This is a genomic window from Nocardia stercoris (assembly GCF_003696265.1).
Lineage (GTDB): Bacteria > Actinomycetota > Actinomycetes > Mycobacteriales > Mycobacteriaceae > Nocardia > Nocardia stercoris.
Map to the genome: position 1 here is coordinate 54,259 of NZ_RFFH01000017.1, position 18,771 is coordinate 73,029.

At 62.1% G+C, this 18,771-nt stretch carries 13 protein-coding genes and 1 pseudogene; 4 read left to right on the top strand and 10 right to left on the bottom strand.

Translation table 11 applies throughout. The features are described 5' to 3' along the window. Positions 1-118: 118 nt before the first annotated feature. Together EBN03_RS27790 and EBN03_RS27795 are read left to right on the top strand one after the other, a co-directional pair. Positions 119-727 (top strand): muconolactone Delta-isomerase family protein, encoded by a 609-nt coding sequence (locus tag EBN03_RS27790; protein WP_122191111.1) that lies wholly within the window; start codon positions 119-121, stop codon positions 725-727. 178 nt (positions 728-905) lie between these two features. Beyond that, the gene (locus tag EBN03_RS27795; protein ID WP_122191112.1) at positions 906-1,343 is read left to right on the top strand and encodes a VOC family protein; all 438 of its coding nucleotides are present in this window, start codon (positions 906-908) and stop codon (positions 1,341-1,343) included. Positions 1,344-1,373: 30 nt separating this feature from the next. Here the strand turns inward: EBN03_RS27795 and EBN03_RS27800 are convergent, their stop codons facing one another. Genes EBN03_RS27800 through EBN03_RS27835 form a run of 8 tightly spaced genes read right to left on the bottom strand, consistent with a single transcriptional unit; the run spans position 1,374 to position 15,365 of the window. After that, positions 1,374-2,054 carry a helix-turn-helix transcriptional regulator gene (locus EBN03_RS27800; protein ID WP_122191113.1) on the bottom strand — a complete coding sequence of 227 codons (681 nt, stop codon included), beginning with the start codon at positions 2,052-2,054 and terminating at the stop codon, positions 1,374-1,376. Positions 2,055-2,114: 60 nt separating this feature from the next. Beyond that, positions 2,115-4,241, bottom strand: coding sequence for a BREX system Lon protease-like protein BrxL (gene brxL, locus EBN03_RS27805; protein ID WP_233608689.1), 2,127 nt, complete (start codon positions 4,239-4,241; stop codon positions 2,115-2,117). A 10-nt stretch (positions 4,242-4,251) separates the two neighbouring features. Further along, complete coding sequence (gene pglZ, locus EBN03_RS35280) at positions 4,252-6,753, bottom strand: BREX-1 system phosphatase PglZ type A (RefSeq protein WP_122191114.1); 2,502 nt, start codon at positions 6,751-6,753, stop codon at positions 4,252-4,254. Further along, a complete protein-coding gene (locus tag EBN03_RS27815; RefSeq protein WP_147471724.1) occupies positions 6,750-6,986 on the bottom strand; it encodes a DUF1016 N-terminal domain-containing protein in 237 nt (78 codons plus the stop codon). The genes pglZ and EBN03_RS27815 overlap by 4 nt, the downstream gene beginning before the upstream one ends. Continuing rightward, the gene (gene pglX / locus EBN03_RS27820; RefSeq protein ID WP_122191116.1) at positions 6,979-10,524 is read right to left on the bottom strand and encodes a BREX-1 system adenine-specific DNA-methyltransferase PglX; all 3,546 of its coding nucleotides are present in this window, start codon (positions 10,522-10,524) and stop codon (positions 6,979-6,981) included. The genes EBN03_RS27815 and pglX overlap by 8 nt, the downstream gene beginning before the upstream one ends. A 16-nt stretch (positions 10,525-10,540) precedes the next feature. Continuing rightward, positions 10,541-14,062 (bottom strand): BREX system P-loop protein BrxC, encoded by a 3,522-nt coding sequence (gene brxC / locus EBN03_RS27825; RefSeq protein WP_122191117.1) that lies wholly within the window; start codon positions 14,060-14,062, stop codon positions 10,541-10,543. Continuing rightward, a complete protein-coding gene (locus tag EBN03_RS27830) occupies positions 14,059-14,667 on the bottom strand; it encodes a DUF1788 domain-containing protein (RefSeq protein WP_122191118.1) in 609 nt (202 codons plus the stop codon). The genes brxC and EBN03_RS27830 overlap by 4 nt, the downstream gene beginning before the upstream one ends. Beyond that, positions 14,664-15,365, bottom strand: a complete 702-nt coding sequence (locus EBN03_RS27835) for a DUF1819 family protein (RefSeq protein ID WP_325052104.1) — start codon at positions 15,363-15,365, stop codon at positions 14,664-14,666. The genes EBN03_RS27830 and EBN03_RS27835 overlap by 4 nt, the downstream gene beginning before the upstream one ends. 142 nt (positions 15,366-15,507) lie before the next feature. Between EBN03_RS27835 and EBN03_RS35285 the strand changes: the two are divergent. Further along, positions 15,508-15,726 (top strand): annotated as a pseudogene (locus EBN03_RS35285) (IS256 family transposase); the annotation flags it as partial. Positions 15,727-15,867: 141 nt separating this feature from the next. Beyond that, positions 15,868-16,215 carry a hypothetical protein gene (locus tag EBN03_RS35290; RefSeq protein WP_122191120.1) on the top strand — a complete coding sequence of 116 codons (348 nt, stop codon included), beginning with the start codon at positions 15,868-15,870 and terminating at the stop codon, positions 16,213-16,215. Here the strand turns inward: EBN03_RS35290 and EBN03_RS27850 are convergent. Beyond that, positions 16,170-17,078, bottom strand: coding sequence for a phosphotransferase enzyme family protein (locus EBN03_RS27850; protein ID WP_147471726.1), 909 nt, complete (start codon positions 17,076-17,078; stop codon positions 16,170-16,172). The two genes, EBN03_RS35290 and EBN03_RS27850, sit on opposite strands and share 46 nt — an antisense overlap. Continuing rightward, a complete protein-coding gene (locus EBN03_RS27855; protein ID WP_199742991.1) occupies positions 17,075-18,454 on the bottom strand; it encodes a tetratricopeptide repeat protein in 1,380 nt (459 codons plus the stop codon). The genes EBN03_RS27850 and EBN03_RS27855 overlap by 4 nt, the downstream gene beginning before the upstream one ends. Positions 18,455-18,771: the final 317 nt, after the last annotated feature.

Genomic DNA, 18,771 nt, shown 5'->3' on the forward strand with positions numbered 1-18,771 from the left:
ACAGCGAGGCCGGACGATCCCGGCGACCTGCCGAGAGACATCGCACGAGCATATTCGAGCGACATCACGGCCCGGGTCGCTGCCGCTGATCGTGTCCCGATCGAGAGAGAGGGTTGCTGTGGAATTCCTCGTCGACATGACGACACACGTTCCGCCCCGAACATCCCCGGCCGCCGTCGACGACATGCGGGCCCGTGAGGCACTCCGCGCGCACGAACTGGCGGTTACGGGCCACCTCCTGCGGCTGTGGCGGCCGCCCTTCACGCCGGGACAGTGGCGGACACTCGGGCTGTTCTCCGCCGCGACCGCGGACCAGCTCGAGACCGAACTCGCGTCGATGCCGCTGCGCGTCTGGCGCACCGATGCGGTGATACCGCTGGCGGCACATTCCAACGACCCAGGCAACCGGACCTCGGCGTCGCCCTCGACCGAATTCCTCGTGACGATGACCATCACCGTGCCGCAAGGTGTCACCAGCGCCGTGATCGAGGATCGGGAGGCCGGTGAGGCCGTTCGCGCCGGCGAACTCGCGGCGCGCGGCATTCTGCGCCGGCTCTGGAAACTCCCCGCCGAAACCGGCGAACAGCGGACCCTGGGCCTGTGGGCTGCGCCGGACGAGCCGGTCCTGACCTCGACGTTCCGTTCACTCCCGCTGTACGACTGGATGGTCGTCGCCACAACGCCACTGTCGGCACACCCGAGTGACCCGCTGAGCGCAGCAGCCTGAACCCCACCGGATGGACCGTGTCCTCCCTCGACCCGGCACCACCGTGGGCGCCACCCGATCGATCGCCCACCCATGCCGGACCGCTTGAACCCCACACAGATTCGTGGGCACCTACGACCCACCCTCCCCCTACGAAGGAACCGCCCCGGCGACCTCCTCCGCGAGAAAAGAGAGCGCAGTGATCGATCACGTCTACATCTCCGTCACCGATATCGACCGGGCACTGGCCTTCTACCTCGAAGCCCTCGGCCCTGTGGGCTGGAGGGCGTTCGGGAACTACCGCGCCGCCGACGGACCGGCGGGTGTGCCGGACCTGTTCGGCATCGGTGACGCCGACTACATCTCGGGCGCGCGGATCGGCTCGAGTATTTGGTTGCGGCAGCGTGTATCCGGTGAGACGGGCCTGTACCTGGGCATCGTCTGTGACAGCAACGCCATGGTCGACGCAGCGTATGCCGCCGCCATCAGCGCCGGCGGCATCGACGAAGGCGAGCCATCCGACCGAACCTACTTCGCACCCGGTTACTACGCCGCCAACGTCCGCGATGTCGACGGCAACCGCCTGGAGTTCGTCCACAAGGCATGGAACACGCCCACGGAACCCGGCCGCGACTGAGACCGTTTCCGATCGGTCACCACCGTCGGATCACAGCGTTCGCAGTGTGCGGTCGGACGGTGATCCGGGTTCGACGGTGTACAGACCGAGGGTTTGGTCGAGATCGCCCGTGGGAGTGAATGCCTCGAATCCCAGGGTGAGCTCACCCAGGTCCGGGTGGCGGTAGCGTTTGGCGCCGAAAGTCGGCCGGAATACGTCCTGCTGCGGCCACCACCGGCGGAAATCCGGGTCGGCGGACAGCTCCGTGATCAGGGCGGCAAGTTTCGGATCGTTCGGGTGATGACCGGCGTAGAGGTGCAGCATCCCGATGTTCTCGCGCGCGGTCTCGGACCATTCCACGTAGAGGTCGCGGGCCGCGGGGTCGAGGAACATGAAGCGAGCCATGTTCCAGGCGCCGGTCGAGTCGTCGCCGAAGCTGGGATAGAAGGTGCGCGCCAGACGGTTCATGGCGAGTACGTCGAGGCGGTGGCCGAGGATCAGCGCCGGGATGGTGGTGATGTTGTCCAGTACCCGAACAAGGCCGGGCCGGGCCTGCTGAACTGTCGGCTGCGACTGCCGCGCAACAGGTTTCGCGAGGGCGAATAAGTGGTCCCGCTCGGTTGCGTCGAGTTGCAGGGCTCGGGCCACGGCGTCCAGGACCGCGGTGGAGACATGCCTGTTGCGGCCCCGCTCGAGCCGCACGTAGTAGTCGACGCTGACTCCGATCGGCATTCAATTAGTTGACATTAGCTGATCTGCGGAAACCCTGCAAACTACGAACCAGGAATGATGTCAGCCGTCATCTCGGATGTACGTGACTCCGAAGGCGCGAAGCTGGCGGAACTCCTGGCGTGTCCTACCGAAGTCCAACCAGCCGCCTTCTTGCTTCTGGAAAATGTCTAGACCACGACCGAGGTTGATGCGCCATCCATTGTTTGTGCGGATCCAACGGTCGTGACCGCCGGGGTCCTTGGCCACTTCCACCTTGATCCCCTGCTGGGCGGATCCCTGAACGATCTGGTGGAGCATCTGCAACTGCTTCTTCTGATACTCAGGATCATCGTCGAGCAGGGTGAACAGCTTGAACAACACCTCGTCAGCAGGGTCCTTCGCCGACGCGATCAACGCCAGCAACTCGACCAGGTTCCGGCCCTGGTGACTCATCCGGATATACGGGTCGTGCAACTCGATCTCCGTCGCACCACGCAGGTACGGCATGAGAAGGGTCTCGTAGGAGACTCCGCGCTGGTTCTCGACGTAGTCCCGGTGCCCTTGGTACAACTCGTCCTTGACCGTCACGAGAGCAGCCGCGGTCGTCGGCGTAGCCGGATCCGCAGCATCTTCATTGACGCCCCCAGCACTCGGGCGTTCACGGTGATAATGCCCCGGATATTCGTCTTCCTCCAGCGTGGTGACGGCCGTCCATTCGCCGGCCAGTGGCTGGTAGCCGAAATTCACCGCGGCCATGGTGTCGTCGATACGCAGGATCTGGTCCTTCACACGCTTACGCCCCTCGACCGCCAAGCGCAGGATCTCCTCGATCTCCTCTGCGGTGGCTTTCTCGTGCGGGTAGAGCAGCTTCATGAGGCCAGAGAAGGTCTTGTGGATGCCGTCGCGGTCGCGGGTCGAGATGTCTGAGCCAAGCGTGAAATGCGGCTGGTAGCGATCGGAATAGTCGAGGTCCCGCATCGACTTGAGCACCTCGGCGACGTAGTCGACGACGAATCCGTACCCGGTGGAGAACATGTCGCCGCGGATCGTGTCGAACTCCCAGCCAGGAATGTAGCAGTGCAAGCGGTCGAGGTAGGCCGGGTCGTGGTAGCTCTGGGGGAGCTCGTCGAAAAGGTCGGAGTGCTTCAGCATGTACGGCACGGTGTGCGAGGTATTGCCCACGAACACCATCGAGGCCTCTGCGCCGAGGGTCTCGACTCCACGGGAGAACGACTTATTCGCCATGTAGTTCTTCATGATGTCGACGAGTGCCTTGTCAGTGCGCTTCTTCTTGCCTGCGAACTCGTCGAATGCAACCACGTCCCAGTAGCCGACGAGCCCGAGGCGGCCGTTGGCGTTGTTGACGAAAAGCTTGGGCACGGTGACCTCACCGCCGGAGATCAGCATGCCGTGAGGCGAGAACTCCGAGTAGATGTGCGACTTACCGGTTCCCTTCGGGCCGAGCTCGACAAGGTTGTAGTTGCGCTCAACGAACGGGATGAGGCGGATGAGCTGGAGTAGCTTTGCGCGATGGCCGAACTTCTCCGGGTCGAAGCCGATCGACTGGATCAGCAGATCGATCCACTCGGCCGTGGTGAACTTCGCCCGCGCATCCAGGTAATTCTGGTAGTCGAAGTTCGACATCTGGATCGGCTTCAAGCTACCGAGAATCCATGGCACGGCACGGGGGTCATCGCTGTGGAAGTATTCGATGTCGCACAGGCACCACACGCCACTGACGAGCAGCTTCTGATTCGCGTTCACGGTGCCCGGTTCTACGAGAACTCCGCTGATTCCGAGGTTGGCGAAGAATGCTTGGTAGACGTCGTCCCTCTCGTTGAGGGTGACGCTCACCTTATCGATGATCCGGAAGCGCCCCTTTTCGCGAATACGCGACTTGACCAGTTCGGACTCGTTACGGTGCACGTAATGCTGGGCAAGGATCTCTCGCACCCTGTCGATGCCTGCCCGGATCGTGGCGTCATCGTCGGAAGCCGCGTACTGACCGAGTAGGTACTCCAACACGTAAGAGGGCACGATCGCATTGCCCTTGACTGCCTTGACCAGGTCCTTGCGGACGACGGCGCCGGCGAAGTGCTCGTTGATCTTGCGATCCAGATCGCTGGGCTGATCGGTTGCTTGCGGCACCTCGGCTTCCAGAACGTCCTCGATGGGCGCGGCCTGGTTCAGGTCGATGTTTTCGCTCACCGTCGCTCCCTTAGAAGTCGAAGTCCGTGGTGAAGGAACGTTTGATCGTGTACGGCACGCTCTTGTACTTCTTCCACTGGTCGGTGCCCTCGATCGGCCCGGACAGGCGGAATTCCACACTCTGGTTGTTCGCATCGTCCGCGTCTTTGCTCAGTAGGAGCCGAACGCTCTGGAATCGGTCACGCCCCTGGTCGCTCGCCGAGTCGAATATCATCTCTTGTTCGTTCGAGATCAGCTGATCCCCGAAGTACAGTCCGGCACGCAATCGTCGTGCGGTGCGGTGTGGTTCGACCTTCATCGACTGGTAGAGCTTGACAACAATCTGACCCGTAGTGATCTTGTCGGACTCAGGGTGGATGTCGATGTTGACTGGCTCGACTGTGTTGTTGCGTCTCTTGTTTATCGAGACGACCGGCACCACGATCTCCTGGAGCGATGCTCCCCCGTGCACGAACTGGAACCCGGCACCTGGCTTGACTATCCGGTGAATCGAATTCGGAATCTGCACCTCAAGACCGCCGGACAGCCCCAGCTGATCCGGTCGAAATGTCCGGAATCCGGCATCCTCCTTCAGGCCACGGCCAAGTACGTAACGACGCTTCTCTGCAATGATCTCATCACCTTGCGGTTTGACGGTGAGGTTGAACTGCCGCGCCAGTTTGGAGCGCTGATAGAGGAAGCCGTGATCCGCGGTGACAAAGATGTTCGTGGCATTCGCATTGGCGAGCTTCTTCACGATATCGACCAGCTGATCGAGTGTTTCTGCCACTGCTGAAAAGGTGCGGTGTTCCGATTTCGCGCTGTCTCCCGTGGCGTCGATCGTGTCGTGATAGACGTAGAGCACCTGGTGGGATGAATACAGTTCTCGCCGCTCGGCCGGCTTCATCTCGACGAAGTCTTTCGCTTGGACGGCAACGCCACCCACTGCGTTCAGAATCTTGTTGCGGCTCGCCAAACCATCGGACTTCAGCCCATCGACCAGAACCGGATCACCAGCCGGAGAATGCGCCAGGGTCTTGTGCGGTAAGAGCGCCGCCATGCCCAGCTGCGTGTAGCTCGGCAGCACACCCAGCAGTGCCTCGATCTTGGCCTCGAACTTGTTCTCCCCCCGGATCTTCGAAGTCAACTCCTCCGCGATCTCGTAACGCATCGCGTCAGAGATCACGACGACGGCCTTCTTGTGACCACCTTTGGTGAGTTGCGCGACGTACTGGTCGTAGAACGAGGATTGAGAGGTCACGGCGGGCGTATGCCACTGCTCGACCGCTTCGACCTGCTGCTGCCAGCTTATGCCGAGCGGGGCCAGGAAGTTCGTGACGTAGGCAGCCTCGACCCGCTCCGCCAACTCATCGAGCGGCTGCTTGAACTCGGCCGTCAGGTAGGCGTGGGTGAACTGGCGGTAGCACTGATCGATACGGAACAGCTCGTCACGGTACCGCGTGATCCCCTGGTCGAAGCTGGTGAAATCCAGTCGGACGGTGCGGATCGCGGGGAGAAGCTCGGCGGCGGACGCCAATGCCTCGTAGAGGGTGGCGTAGTCCTCGAACCAGAAGCTGTCGCGACGGCGGGTGCCGATGGCTTCGAGGACATCGCGCTGTGGCATCGTCTGGTTGACGAGCCCATCGACCAGACGGCGGATTGTCTCCCGCTCAGCGGCTTCGAAGATATCGGCGTCCCTGAGCGCATCCCACGGGATTTCGGCGACTCCCTCTTGGTAGCCGAGGTCCTCCTCGGCATTGCGAGCGAGTACCTTGATCGCGGTCGAGCTGCGTTTGGAGTCCCGAAAGCTACGGAAGTCGATCGCGAGGTTGCGGGCGGCCTTCGACGAGGTGACGTCGAAGCCATCGCGAGCTTGTTTAAACATCCACAGGATGAATCCCGGCACTGTCGGTGACTCGGATCGGTACCCATAGATGTGCTCTGCACCGGTCCAGTGGAAGTCGGCGAGCCCGTACTGGGAGAGGACGTCGAAACCGGCCGAGCTGTCCTGTGCCTGCTGAACCAGCAGGGTACGCGTGAGCTCGGAGAAGCTGTGCTCCTTCTGCCCGATCGCGATAGCGCACATCTTCGCCCGCACTGTCACGAGGTCATCGCTCGGAGCGAGCAACGCCTTCAGTTTGTCGACCAACGTGGCGTCCGCGAAGAACAAGGCATGCTCGGCGATGAGCGCGTTGGCACCAGGCTGAGTCAGCCCCAGGCCGGCCCGCATGAGCTCACCAGAATCTGCCGTGAACACGGGCCCATAGGCCAACTCGAGGTCGAGCAACCAGTTCCCCGCCCCTTCAGCAATGGGTCCAGAACGGTAGAGCAGAAACCGAGTCGTCGTATCCTCGCGGAGCACACGATGCTTGACGGCGAACTCATTGTCCTCGATGCGTAGCACGGTGACGTCACCCGGCAAGTTGCTGTCGAGGTCAGCTGCGTAGCCGCCGTCGGGGTCGTGCCACACGACGATGCGTCGCCCGGCGAAGCGGTCCGCGAGATGGCTGGAGATCGTGGACGTCCTGCTCATTCGTGGTCCTCGTCATCTCGGCGGGAGCCGAATTCGCGAAGCGCAACCCCGTACTCCGCGCGCTGCTGCTGGAGTCTCTTGGTGTCGATCAGGTGGCCGATTTGCCAATTCATCAGCGCCAACGGCGCGTTCGCTGGCGGGGCGACAGCCGACCCGGCCGTCTCGATCAGCGCAGAGCCCTGCTCGAACGTGCCCGCCACGCTCGGTCCGCCGGCGGGCTTCAAGTCACTCATCCGATGCCTCCAGACCAGTGATCTTCCTCAAAGCTGGGTAGAACTTCGGGTAGTTCACCCTCACGCCGTTGTCGAGGTCGATCTCTGCTCTCTGGATGTCCAACGGGTAGAGGACGTCATGCTCGTAGTCGCGCAGCTCGGCGAGAATCGCGCGCAGGCGATCAGCTTGTTTCTGCGCTTTCGCCGATGCGCCACCGGCAGAGGCTTCCTCAGCGCTCTGGAGCGCGACCTCAAGCTTCGCTCGGTATTCACGGAGGTACTCGTTCAGGACCGTCGACACCGTCGACGGGGTGTAGCGGTGCATGTAGATCAGCGCGTTGAATGATCCCTTGGGAGAGGAGAACATCCAATAGATCGGGCGCTTCTTGTAGCGTTGCACGTGATCCTCGTAGAACCTCGACCTCGCGACGTTCTTACCGGCTGGGTTCGACTTCGCGATGAAATAGTCCCGAATCGTCTTGACGCCCAGGGATTCCTCCACGAATCGCAGGTTCTCCTCGAAGTTCTCCGCACCGAAGGCCATACGCAAGAACTTGCGGAAGCACTCCACGATGTCGTCCTCGAACCAACCATCGTCGACGAACGGGATGACGTTGTCGGCGTCCGGCGCGAAGGTCGGCGACGGCACCTTCGCGAGGTAGTCCTGAAGCGTGCCTCCCTCGCCGGCGAGGATCAGCCCTGGCGCGTCGAGACTGTAGCGGCCGAACATGCAACCAACGGCGTAGGAGATCAACTCTTCTGCGACATCCGCCCGTTCCAGAGCCTCGTACTCGACGTCCGTTCTGCCAGGGCCGTACCGGAACTCGACGTTGCGCGTCAGCGAAATTCGTTCAAGTGCAATACCCACAGTTACGATCTGCGATACGTCGTATGCCGCCGCAATAATGGCGTTGTTTTCAGACTCCAGTTCACGCAATCGCTCCGAAGCTTCCCGCCATTCGCGTGAAACTTGCCTATAACGTTCGTCCAGCGAGCCCTCTGCGGCCTTCCGGATAGCAGGCACTTCGAAATCCCACGATGTTTCGAACTCGTTCCAATCTTGTCGACTCAGTTCAACGGCGTGATTGGAAAGCTCAACCGCCCGTGTTCCCTGCAGCGGCACCACTGGAAGCTGCGCGATCTGACCGACCTCAAAGTTGAGGGTTGGAGAAATCGCCTTCAGCATTTCGAGTGCCACCGAGGAATTTGTGAATGCCGCCAGCTCGGCGCGACGCTCGGGGTCGGCCGTGAATATTGATGTGCCGGCTACGTCATAGATGAATCCGGCCGGATACATCCGGAAAGCAGGTTCGCCAGAACCGATTTTCGACCAGGAAACAGAGGGCAAGAAGTAGGTACTCGTGTTCTGGGCGCGCGAACGTGGACGCCCACCTTCTTCCATTCCGAATACGCGAATCTCGGCGCCATCATTTTCCCAGTTCACGACATGCTCATGGTTGCCCCACCACTTTCGGAACTCTCCGCCTTTGTTGTAAGGGAACCAACGTTTTCCAGATGCCTTGGCTTCGTCGCGGTTCGAGCATTCAAAGGCGGTCCGATTTGTACTGACTTCCCACCAGGAGCGGAGAAACCGGTTGTTATCAGCGGTCGCGAGGCCCTGACGCGGCTCTGCAGCTTCCTTCAACGGCCGCCCCTTGGAAAAAGCGGCACGTATGGAATCGGGAAGCCAGTACGCGATCGGTGAGCCAGGTACTTTGGCGAAATCTTCGGAGGATTTCGTAAATCGCCACTCGCAATCAGCCCTCTTCGCCGCCTTGAGCACGGCCGCTCTTTTTTCGGCTTCATTCTGTCCATCAACCGCACGCACAAAATCTGCTGCGCGCGTGGTTTCCCGGCCGGGTTCGAGCACGAAGGCGGTCGTAGACACGACTGCTCCGCCGATTGAATCGAAAGCTCGTTCGCCGAGATGGACCATAGAAACTGGCGGGCTTGAGCGGACAATCCTCTGTCTCAAAGCCTCATAGGACGAAGTAAACATCCAGGACTGCATGGTGACCATGGCGGTAGCGCCGTGCTTTGCCGTCAAAGTCAGACATCGCTGAATGAACATGGCAAAGAGGTCAGCCTTCGATTCTTTGAACTCGGTTTTGGCGAATTCGGTAAGCCGAGCATCCATGTTCTTACTGCCCATGTAGGGAGGGTTTGCCACCGCAATCGCGTACTCGCGGCTGAGGATCGCGGCCTGCGTGACGACCTTGCGTGCCTGGTCCAGCATCTCGAAAAGGAGCGTCCCTTCCTGCTCCTTCAAATCTTCCACTACGCCGGCTGCTCGCTTGGCTTCTTCGGCGTCCGGTTGAATCAGTGCACCGAGCCGGTCGGCGTCGCGGAACTGATTCCAGAACGCCTCCTCCGCGTGCCGGTTGCCGTCCACGGTCACCAGGAAGTCCAGTTCATCGGGTCCGAACGAAATCGGTTCGATCAAGCAGATCTTGGGCTTCACCTGCGAACGAGTGAAGAAACGCCAGTCCCTGTCGCGGGCTTTCATGGTGAGCGCAAAGGCTGCCAGTGATCCTGCGCGGGGGTCGATCTCGGTGCCGTGGAGGTTGTGGGCGAGGATCAGGCTCGGGATTTCCGAGGGGGCGTAGCCCTCTTCTTCGTAGATTGCGTAGAGCAGGTCGAAGGCATAGGTGAGCATATGGCCCGACCCGCAGGCCGGGTCGATCACCGTCAGGTCCTCGGGGCCGTTGACCTCGAGGACGTCGGTTATTTCGTCGACCGGGGCGAGGTAGTAATCCATCCGGTCGACGAGGCGCGAGGTCGGCCGATTGAGCATCCACAGCCTGCCGAGCGAGTTCTCGACCAGATAGCGAACAATCCAGTGTGGCGTGAAGAGCTGGGTTGCCGCCGGGATCTCGTCGGCGCCAGCCTTTTTGTTCTTCTTGAAACCGGCGAAGACCTCGTCTTTTTGCTCGGAGATGTAGAACTGGTAGAGCCATCCGATCACCTCGACGTCCTTGCAGACGTCCTCCGTGAGCACCTCGCGCGCACGCGACAGAATCCCACCGTCGGTGAGAAGCCCCGACGGGACGAGGAGTTCGGTGTAATCGCCTTCGCGCTCGAACATGAACGGCATTGTCTTGTTCCAGTACCGGCAGTACTCGGTCAAGAGCAGCGCGTAGGCCTCCCCTTCGGCGTCCGTGCTGCGACGGGCCCCGTCGAGCAGTCCGAGGATCGCATCGGCCATGCGGTCGCGGGTGACCACGTCGGTATCGAGGTGTCCCCGCTTGGCGTCGGCGAGGATCTCCGGCTGGCCGTGGTCGTGGCCGTGCGCCGGGGAGACGATCCCGGCTGTCGTATAGCCGCGGACATCCATATAGCGCAGTGCGATGAGCCGGTTGAACCAGGTGTAGGCGACCTTGTCGATCACGTGCTTGCGACCGTGGTCGGCGATCTCCTTTTCGAGTCGCCCGACCGTCTGGCCACGCTCGCTCCGCGCAACCGAACCGGCGGCGAGCACCGCCGAGGCCTGGGCTTCGACGGCGGCGAGCAGTTCTCGGCGGGCCCGGGTGGCGAATCGCTCCAGGGGCTTGGTTTCCATGTGTTTCTCCTCCGCCTCAGAGCGTGATGCGCTTGTTGTCGTTGATCGTGGCGAGCAGCGCAGCACGGAGCCTGCCGAGGTAGGCGTCGACGTCGTCCGCGGTTTCGAGGACCTGCCCGTTGCCGGGCAGTGTCAGCTTCTTGATTGACACGGTCTGTTTGGCCGGCGCCGGAGCGGGCTTCGGGGCTGGGCCGGAGCCGGGCTGGGAGTTCGGTTTGAAACTCGGATCGGGCGCGGGCTTGGCGGCTACCAATTCGTCGATGATCTCCGGGTAGATCGTGTCGGCGAAGTGAGCCGCGAGGTTCCTGATAGCCGGGATCTGTGTCTCCTGCCGCACCTGGTCGAGCACGGCCTGCGTCTTGCTCGTCACCGAATGCTGGGCGGTTTCGGTTGCGTCGGCGTATGCCTTGCTTTGCGGCACTTGAAGCCAGTAGTCGTCGATCTTGACGGTGGCGGCGGTACGTTCCGCGTCGATCAAGGTGTGCAACTGCCGTTCCAGGATCTCCACCGCGGCACCGAGCTGCCGGGTCTTGTTGCCGCGGAAAATCTGGGGGTCTTCCAGGGCGGATTCGACGGCGTCAGTGGCGCCGGGAGGCAGGTAGGCGATGTTGGACTGGTTGTCCTGCATGAATGCCATGGCATTTTCGAATATGCCGCGTTGGCTGCCGTTCAGGAAGGCCTTGATCGGGTCGATCACGTTGCCCTTCGCTTCGAGCAGGTCATCAGCGTCACTGAAGTCGGTGATGAACCAGTCCGCCTTGCGTTCGCACAGCTCGGCGAGCATCTGGGTCGGCTCGTCCAGCTGATCGATGAACGCGAACGGTGAAGCTGTACGCAGGGTCTTCAGTTCGGTGAGCTTGGCTTCCAAGCGTTCTTTGCCGGCCCGCGCGAGTTCCAACGGGTCTTTGGTGATTCCTCCGTCATCGGTGAACTCCACGACGAACTTGCGGAACGCGGTCACGATCTTGGGATCGAACACCCGCTGCGGCGCGACGATCATGGCCGAATAGCTATGTGTGTTCCGCAGCGCACCGGTGATCTCGGTACGGGCCAGGACCTTCCCGTTCAGTTGGATCTCGATCTTCGACTGCCCGGCAAGATATGCGACCACCGCGGCGACAGACCACTGATCCCAGCCGAACGGCTTCGCTGTGTACCGATCGATGAGTTGCCGCATGGTGACCTGCTCATGGCGCTTGCTGCGCAGCTCGAGGTGACCGAGTACATCTCCGCCGGGAACCTTCAGGATGCTCGCTGTCTCCTCGAACAAGGCGTCGCCTGCGGGGTTCACGAATCCGCCCAGGCTCTGCTCGTTGAAGGTCTTGCCGGCGAGCATCCCGAGATTCTTGTACGTCGCGGCGATGACCCGCTGGAACCCCTCGTTGATCCTGGCCTGCGCGTCGGACGAGCTGGCGTCCAGGATGCCGGCGTTGTGGATCAGCGTCGAGTTGCCGACCGCGGTACGCAACCGTTCGACGATTTCCTTTTCCCGTTCCGCGTTCTGGGTTCCCTTCGCTTGCAGGATCGTCTGCTCGATCGCCGTGCGACTCGACCCCTGGGCACGCTTGACATACTTCTCCGTCTTCAGCAGCAGGCGCAGGTCGCCGAGGATACGGTTGGCCTCGGCCGGGAGAACAACGCGCAGTTCGTCCAACCCGGCGCTGTGGGCCTTGATCTGATCCAGGCTGAACTCGCTTTCAGGGCTGGTGAAGTGGAGTGACAGCTCGTACTGCTTGCCATACGAAGTGCCGTCGAGCTTGTATCCGAAGGGGAAATTTTGCCCGTTCTTGTAGGTGGTCTTGGTTAGCTTGACCACGGACTCTGCGAGCAGCTTGTTGAGCTTTCCGGAGACCTCGGAGTTGTCGATGTCGACATTCTTGATCTCCTGCTCGATCTTCTGCTCTTCATTGGTCAGATAGTCGTACAGGTCGCCGTTGCGCTGGATATAGGTCTGCGCCTCCAGCGCGTTGAGGGCCGCGTTGACGTCCTTGCCTAGGTGGGTGAGATCCGTGCCGAAATGGTCATAGACGAGCACGGTGAGGTTCCGAGCGGTGGCTTTGAAGGTGTCCACGTACTTGACCAGGAACAGGGCCTTCAGCAGCCGGACGGCCAGTGGAGGCAGTGAGGGGCTGCGCTCTGCGTCGTTGATGGCCCGCTGGTTTGCCGACTTCAACGAGGCGCGGATGCCCTCGAACATCTGGTCGAAGGAAGCGAGCGTCCCCAAAGGTTTGTCGGCTAGTTCGGTGGCGACCTGCTGAACAACGCCGAGCATGGAGCGCTCACCGACGGAGCTGTTGCGGCCTTCGAAGATGTTGTGGTCGCTGATGCCTTCGATCGCGGACTGGAACAGCGGGAACTGGTAGCTCACGAATGGGTAAGTGCCTACGAAGTGGGACTCATCCCGGTAGTTCGGGTAGTGACGTCCCTGGACGAAGTCGAACAGCGTCTTGAAGTTCGCGTGTTCGGCGCTGTAGATCGCCGCGATCTCACCTGTGGCGGACGCCGTCTTGGCGAGCAGTCGCTTCCGGATGACTTCTTCGACATCCTGACTGGTGAGCTTGAGCCGGTTCTTGAAGCGTGCCTGGATCTTAGAGAAGTCGTTGGCCTGCTGCTTGGTGCGGTCTCCGCCGACCTTCTCCATGTCCTCCTGCGAGGTGACGAAGATCCACGCGCGGCCCGCGCACTTCGTCGCAAGGGACTCCGCGATGGTCTGGAGGTTCAGCATGAGCTGGGTATTGGTGCCGATGAACTGGCCGACCTCGTCGACGAAGAAGTTCAGTCGGTAGCCCTCGGGCTGCCAGCCCAGCCAGGCGGCGACCTCGTCAGCGAAGTCCTCGATCGAGACCTGGTAGGTCTGGCTGTACTGGCGGATGATGCCGGGGCTCTCGGAGCCGTTGACCTCGGCGAACGCCTTGTCGATGTTCCCCGTTTCCAATGCCGCCTGTTCGCGGCCCTGCGACCACGGAATCCCTGCGATGCGCTCGAAGGCAGCCTTGAACTCGGCGTACTGACCACGGGAGTCCAGGTCGCGTTCGAAACGGGCGATATGCCCTTGATTGCCGTAGTAGCCGCGAGACTCGTCGAAGACCTTCACGAAAACCTTGAGCAACGCGTCGTTCTGGTCCTTCGAGATCAGCGTGGCCTTCTGGTCGATGTTGAACAGAAGACTCTTGGCCGCGATCCGGTCGGCCTTCTCGATCAGGCCAGGCAGGAGTGCGCCATCAGCCTTGGCCCGGAATTGTTCCGAGATCCGCGCCCGTGGATACTCGTGGCCGTCGATATCACCGAGCAGGTGGGCGAGCATCTTCAAAAGGTGTGACTTACCGGAGCCGAAAAAGCCGGAGATCCATACGCCGTTGGCGTTCGTGTAGTTGGTGTAGGCCTCCAGCACATGTTCCACGCCCTTGGCGGCCTCGTTTGTGAGGACATACTCCTCCACCTCGGTGGCGAGCTGGGAGGTGTCATCGGCCTTGATGACACCTTCGATCGCTCGGTCGATCCGCTTGGCGAAGATCTCGTTGATCGTGCGCACGCTCATACTTCTTGCTCCAGAATGTCCTTGGCCCGGTAGTAGCTGTCGCTGGCACCGAGATTCAGTGCGCGCAGCTGGTGACCGGCAGTCTGAGTGAACTCGTAGATGCCCGGGAACCACACGAGCATCGGACGCCCGACCACGACGCTTTGCAGGTTCTCCAGCACCGTGTGGGTGCGGATGAAGGGAAACACCTCGCCGATGCCGGTGAGGAAGACCATGTCGCTGGGCACCTCATCGAGCCGTGCCCGGATGGCGGGTGCGAGGTGGTCGTGCGGATCGAGCATGCCCTGCAACACCCCACGGAACTCCGACTTGTCCATCGTTGGCTCAAGGTCGAGGACGCGTTCCCAGACACCGCGGGCCCGCAACAGCTCCACGGCAAGGTCGTAGAGATTGATTTCCGCGACACTGCGCCCCTCGTCGCTCTGCAGCTTCGTCTGCACACGGTCACGCATGTCTTCCACGTCGAGTGCCCATGATGGCGGGAAGTGGTAGATGAAGAAAGGGACTTCCTTGGACAGGCCTTCCATCTTCAGGAACCGCTCACTGCGCAGCACGTCGTAGACGTGCTTCTCGTCGCTGACGAGGTCCCGTTGGGTGGTCCTCATCGCTGCACCTCGTGGTCGAACTCGCTGATCGGCGTCATGGTCGGGAAGAACCGGAGGTCACTAGGGGTCCGGCGGCCGAGTACCTCGGCGACACGCGCGGAGAGCACCGCAGGGATGATGTCCCCACTCGTGGTGTGCAGTCCTGCCTCGTGGAGCATCCGGAACAGGGTCTGGCGGAGCTTCTGACTGGTCGAAGGTTTCAGCTCGTCGAGTTCCGGGTGCCACAGGCTCTTGCCGGTCAGGAAACGGTCGAAGTCCTCGGTGCTGAGGGTGAGGCTCATCAGCAGGAAACGTTCGCGGAGAACTTCTTCAGCGAAGTCGCCGATGAAGTCATAGCGACGGCAGGCCGCAACCCACATGAGATGGCCCTGCTCGGTGGGACTTGCGTCGACGAGCAGCTCGAGCTCACTGTCGCTCAGCACGGACAGACGTTGAACAGTCTCGCGGGTGACACGAGTGCTCGATGAGGACGTACGTGCTTGTAGCCGGTTACCCTCTACGATCCGGGTCCGAGTCTTGTCCCAGGAACGGCAAGCCAGATATACCTCCGCGACCACCTCGCCCTCACGGACCAAGAGGCCGCCACTCGTGAACGACAACGCATAGCGTGCTCGTGGCTGGTGGGTCACGGCCACAGGGCCTCCTTCCTGATTTGGGCAGTAGATCAGGCTATCCGAGACCGCCGACATCTCTGGCATCCGATCGAGGAATGATCAAAACCTGTGGATGACCGGGAGGGAGTACCCTCCCGGATGATCTGAAAGACAACAGGTTTCGATCGTCTCGGCGCGCCAACACCGGGCGGGAGGGTATGTCCCATGCTCAAGGTAATCGACGGCTGTGCTGGCTCCAATCCAGAACGGTGTGGCGGGCGGCGAGTCGTTCTCGCCGATCGACGAGATCGTCTGCGAGGGCGCGCGGCGGATGCTGACCGCGCCGCTGCAGGCCGAGGTCGCCGCACATATCGCCCAGCATGCCGGCCAGGTCGACGGTAGCGGCCACCGGCTGATTGTCCGCAACGGCTACCATGCCGAAGGCACCGTGTTGACCAGCGCGGGTCCTTCGTGTCGAAGGTCGGGTTCCGGCGCTGCGCGACCTCGATGACGCCCGCGCTTGCGGTGACCAGTCCGCACTGTCGGCGGCACGGACCGAGCTGCGGGAACTGATTAGCGAACAAATCAACCCGACCTGGCGGATGATGTGGCAGGCGATCTCACTGGTGCGGGCCGTTCGCGAAGCGCCCAGCGTCGGCCGCAACCCGCCCGAGACGGCGCGGTCGCCGCCGCGCGGCGCTTGGCGCGGCTGGAGCGGGCGCTGGCCGACTTCGAGGCCGAGACAGCGATGGACGACCCGTTCGTGCTCGTCGACCGGCGCAGTATCGGCGAAGCGTTCGCCGGAGAAGTCGCCGACATCGCGATCGGTGTCGCTCACAGTGATCATGCAGACCTGGTCCGAATCGCGTTGTTCCGCACCGGAAACCCGCACGCCAGCGGGGTCTGTACTCAGGCATACGGTGTCCAGCGGGCCGTCAGGTCACGGCATATGTAGCTGCGGAAGCGATCCGCCCACTGTGGCCGCAATGACGGGTTTTCGTCGAGGGTCGGCAGCACGCTGGTTACGAGCTGCAGCTCGCGAAGCTCACGCAGTGTCTCGAAGCCCGCCCAGTTGGTCACGTCGTACCCGATTGTGTCAGCGAGTCGGCGGTGGTGGTCGGGATTGTAGCGGAAGCGTAGTTGTCCGACGGCAGCGGGTGTGAAGTCCCACTCTCGGGGACCGATTGAGGCGCTGTCGAAGTCGCATATCACTGCACCGGTCGGGCCGGCGATCAAGTTTCCGACGAAGGCGTCTCCGTGGATCGGCCCCTGCGGCAGAATGAACTCGACGGCGGCCAATTCGTCGGCCAGGTGGTCGACTCGGCCGGCCAGCAACTCGTGATCGCTGTCCGTCAGAACCTTCTGAGCGCCGATACGCTGCCGGATGGAGTTCAGCGGATCCCAGCGCGGAAGATCGAACAGTGGAGCCGGAAGTGCATGGAAACGGCGCAAGACTTCTCCCAGTTCCGCACCGCCCGGTGTCGGAGCCGGCGATGACACGGGCACGGCGTGCCAGAACGTTACCGGTCGCCCGTTAACGTTGATGGGCTGAGGGATCTCGTCGATCAAGCGCACACTGGGCATGTCGTGGTCGGCCAACCATCGGGCGACGGCTACGACCTTGGGTACTCGAATTGCGGTGGCAGGGCCCGCGATACGGACGACAACAGGGGCGTGCGCAAGTCGGAAGACTGCATTGTTGGTGTACTTCACGAGACTGGCGCCATGTGGATCGAATCCCGCTGCGCCACATGCCTCGTACAGGATGTGCTGCAGGTTGTTGTCGAGCAGGGTGTCGCTCGATGATGTGGGGGTCATGGCTCGATTTCTGTCGGGTTCGCGGGGCCGAGTGCGTCGATCATCTGCACGAGCTCGCGTTGATCGCCGGTTGTGCGGGTGCTGGCGGCTCTGCGCAGAGGGGCGAGTCGGTCGATGACACGAACCGATCGGATCTCCGCGGCCGACTCGAGGACCTTCATCCCAATCTGTATGCCCATGTCGATGTCTCCGTGCCGCAGGTACGCGGTCGCCAATGCGGTTCGTTCGAAGGCTTGGCTTCGTGTCATATCGGGTCCTCGCAACTGTACCGCCGCCGAGATGTGCTCGATGCTCGCGGCCAGGTCAGCGGAGGTAGCGGCGGCATTGGAAGCGAGTGCGACCCCAGTAGAGGCGTGCAGGTCGGCTTCGCCGAAGAACCGGACCCATGGGTTGGCGGAAGCGCTGTTGGCTCTGGCGAATTCGTCCTCGGCTCGGCCGATGGACTGGAGCATATGGGCTCGGTTGCCGAGGATGGCCTGGGCCCACGCCGCGTTGACGTGGAGCATCGCGACGGTCAGTCCGCATCCGGAGTCCTGTGCGGTCAGCTGGCCCAGCTGAAAGTACTTCAGCGCGATGTCCGGCATGCCGCGGTGCAAGTGCAAGCGCCCGGCGCGGTAGAGGATGTTCGACAACAGCGACGAATCCTGGGCTTGCAGACCAAGTTTCAGGGCGCGCCGGAAGTGGCGGCGGGCCTGCCGGAAGTTTCCGATGTCGAAGCTGGTCCAGCCGGCGAGATTGTGCAGGTCAGCGACTGCGGAATGCAGCTGTGGCCCAACACCGTCGGTGTAGTCGGCGGTGAGCAAGCCCTCGGCGTAGCGGACATGCGCGATCACCGCGTCACGCACCGAGCCGCCGCCGAAGCGGTAGTCGAGTTTCCGCATCGCTGCAGTAAAGCCCTGCACGCCGGATACGTCCGTGAGGTACACCGTCGACGGAGGCGAGGTCGACTGCGTGATGGGCTCCCACCACTGGGCAAGGTCGTCGCTGGCGGTGCCGGTGGCCACCGTGGACGCGTATGCGAGCAGATCACGGACTTCGTCCTGTTCGGACGGCTTTGCCGTGCAGCTGGCTGCGGCCATATCGAGCAGGGTTCGCGTCGAGTCGGAATAGGCCAGGCCGGCGTATCCCCGAGGGATTCCGAGGCCATCGACGACCCGCAGCAGCACGTTGATGTCGCTGAGAACGCGGTCCCGGTGCAGGATCTCGTAGAGGTCTGAAGAGCTCAGGCCCGTGAGTCGGCCGATGCGCCGCTGCGAAACTCCGACAGAGGCGAGTAGCTGGAAGACGCGCCGGAAGTCGCGCTCGGCGAGCGCTCGGCGCATGCGTTCGCGTTCCCACTCCACTGCAGCGACCGGCGCTGTGTGCCCCAGTTCCATGCCTATGACGGTAGCTCGATCGTGGCCGTAGCGAAATGACTTGCCCAGCAAGGCATCCCGCCATGCCCGGCAAGGGTTGCCGCGCAGCTTACGAACCGACACGTGCCGGTGGAACTCTCGGTAGCTATCACGAACGCCGGGCCGAGCGGGCCCGACTCCGGGGACGGATCTCTTCTTCCGCCCGATACCGAGGAGGTTCCATGCACTTCAATGCCACGACAGAGGATGCACTCAGCCGACAGGCAGACGCCGATGAATACGGCCTGTCGGACTATCGCGGCCACCACGCCAACCCTGATCAGCGCGGTCGGCTGGCT